Genomic DNA, 1,708 nt, shown 5'->3' on the forward strand with positions numbered 1-1,708 from the left:
CGCTCTTCCAGTATTTAACGATGAAAATAAATCCATCGGCGTATTCAGATTATCGCTTTCCATTCCGGGATTTTGGGTGAGGATTTCTCCCGTTATTTTTCCGTTTTTGGTATTTACCTGCCTGCTAATAATTATTGCTTTTTGGGCAATCTACGCGTACTCGCGCTCGCTGTCATCTTCGCTAGGACAACTGGTTAAGATTGCGCAGACAAGCGCCCCTCTTCTTTCCGATCCTGAAGCAGTGGAACCTGTAGCGCAGGAATTCAGAAGTCTTGAAAGGGCAATGAGGGCTATGACTGCGGAACTCAATTTCCGTTTTGTACAGGCAAGGTCGCAGGGAAGCCGCCTTGAAGCGATTCTTAACGGAATGTCAGAAGCGGTCTTCGCCATGGACAACGCTTTGAAACTGCATCTGGTTAATCCTAAGGCAAGGGAACTTTTTACTCTTGGAAACGGTGAAATAAATACAATGACTTTATTGGAGGCGACCCGTTCAACGGAGTTAGTTGAAATAGCGAAAAAGGCTATAAGCGGCGGAGTTCCATTTGAGGCTGAACTTACTTTCCATAAAGGCGCGGAACAGCAGTTTCATGTTTTCGCTTCTCCTCTCGCTAAAACAACAGATAATGGCGGAAACGGCGAGCAATCCCGCGCGGGAGCGGTACTGGTGCTTCAGGAAATTACGCGGCTTTTAAAATTAGAAAGAATACGCAAAGATTTTGTCGCAAACGTGTCGCATGAACTGCGTACTCCCATTCAGCTTATAAAAGGATTTTCAGAAACACTGCTTGATTCCGTTATGGATAAACAAGATATTCACTTTATAGAGATAATCCGCAAAAATGCCGGTATTATGGAAAACCTTACAAATGATCTTTTAATACTTGCCGATTTGGAAGATAACACGGTAAATAACCGTGATATGGAAGAGTTAAGAGTCGCCCCTCTGATTAGCGAAGCTGTCTCTTCTCTTGAGATTGTGGCAAAGAAAAAACAAATAGAAATTATTGTTGATTGTAAAGAAAGTTTGAGCGCGAAATTGTACGGCTCCTTTATTATTCAGGCGCTAATTAATTTAATAGAAAACGGGATTAAGTATTCTCAGGCAAAATCCAAACTTTGGGTCAGCGCGTTTGAGGAAAAAGACGAGCTTGTATTTGAAGTGCGTGATAAAGGGATAGGGATTCCTCCTGAGCATCTGGAACGTATATTTGAAAGATTTTACAGGGTAGACCGCGCAAGAAGCAGAGAGGCGGGAGGCACAGGACTTGGGCTTTCCATAGTCCGGCATATTGCCCTTCTTCATAAGGGAAAAGCCGAAGTGGAAAGCCGCGCCGGTGAAGGATCAGTTTTTAGAATTAAGATTCCTCATCTTCAGGTTCGTCAATAATTTCGAGTAACTCAACCATAAAGACTAAAGTTGAATATGGCGCGATAACGCCTTGAATGCCGTCCTTGCCGTAAGCCAGTTTTGACGGAACGTACAGGCGATAAATGCTGCCGGGACTCATAAGCATCAGTCCTTCCGTCCAGCCGGGAATAACATTCTCTAAAGGAATGTACGCGCCGCCTTCTTCCGTGGATCTGTCAAAAATGCGGCCGTCCGTAAAGTTTCCGGTATAAATTACCCTTACTACGGAACTTTTTCTAGGTTTCTCGCCTTCCGTGCTTTTGATAATTTCATATTGAAGCCCGCTCTCCGTAGTCC

2 protein-coding genes are annotated in these 1,708 nt (G+C 44.1%); one reads left to right on the plus strand and one right to left on the minus strand.

All coding sequences use genetic code 11. The features are described from left to right. Nucleotides 1-1,390: sensor histidine kinase (locus ACYVRH_RS12390; protein WP_461257210.1), on the plus strand; the 1,390-nt coding region annotated here is incomplete at its 5' end. On the opposite strand, the gene ACYVRH_RS12395 is transcribed toward ACYVRH_RS12390, so the two are convergent. Beyond that, the coding region (locus ACYVRH_RS12395) for an FKBP-type peptidyl-prolyl cis-trans isomerase (protein ID WP_461257211.1) at nucleotides 1,359-1,708 on the minus strand (350 nt) is incomplete at its 5' end. The two genes, ACYVRH_RS12390 and ACYVRH_RS12395, sit on opposite strands and share 32 nt — an antisense overlap.

The sequence above is a fragment of the Treponema sp. R80B11-R83G3 genome, from assembly GCF_054786115.1.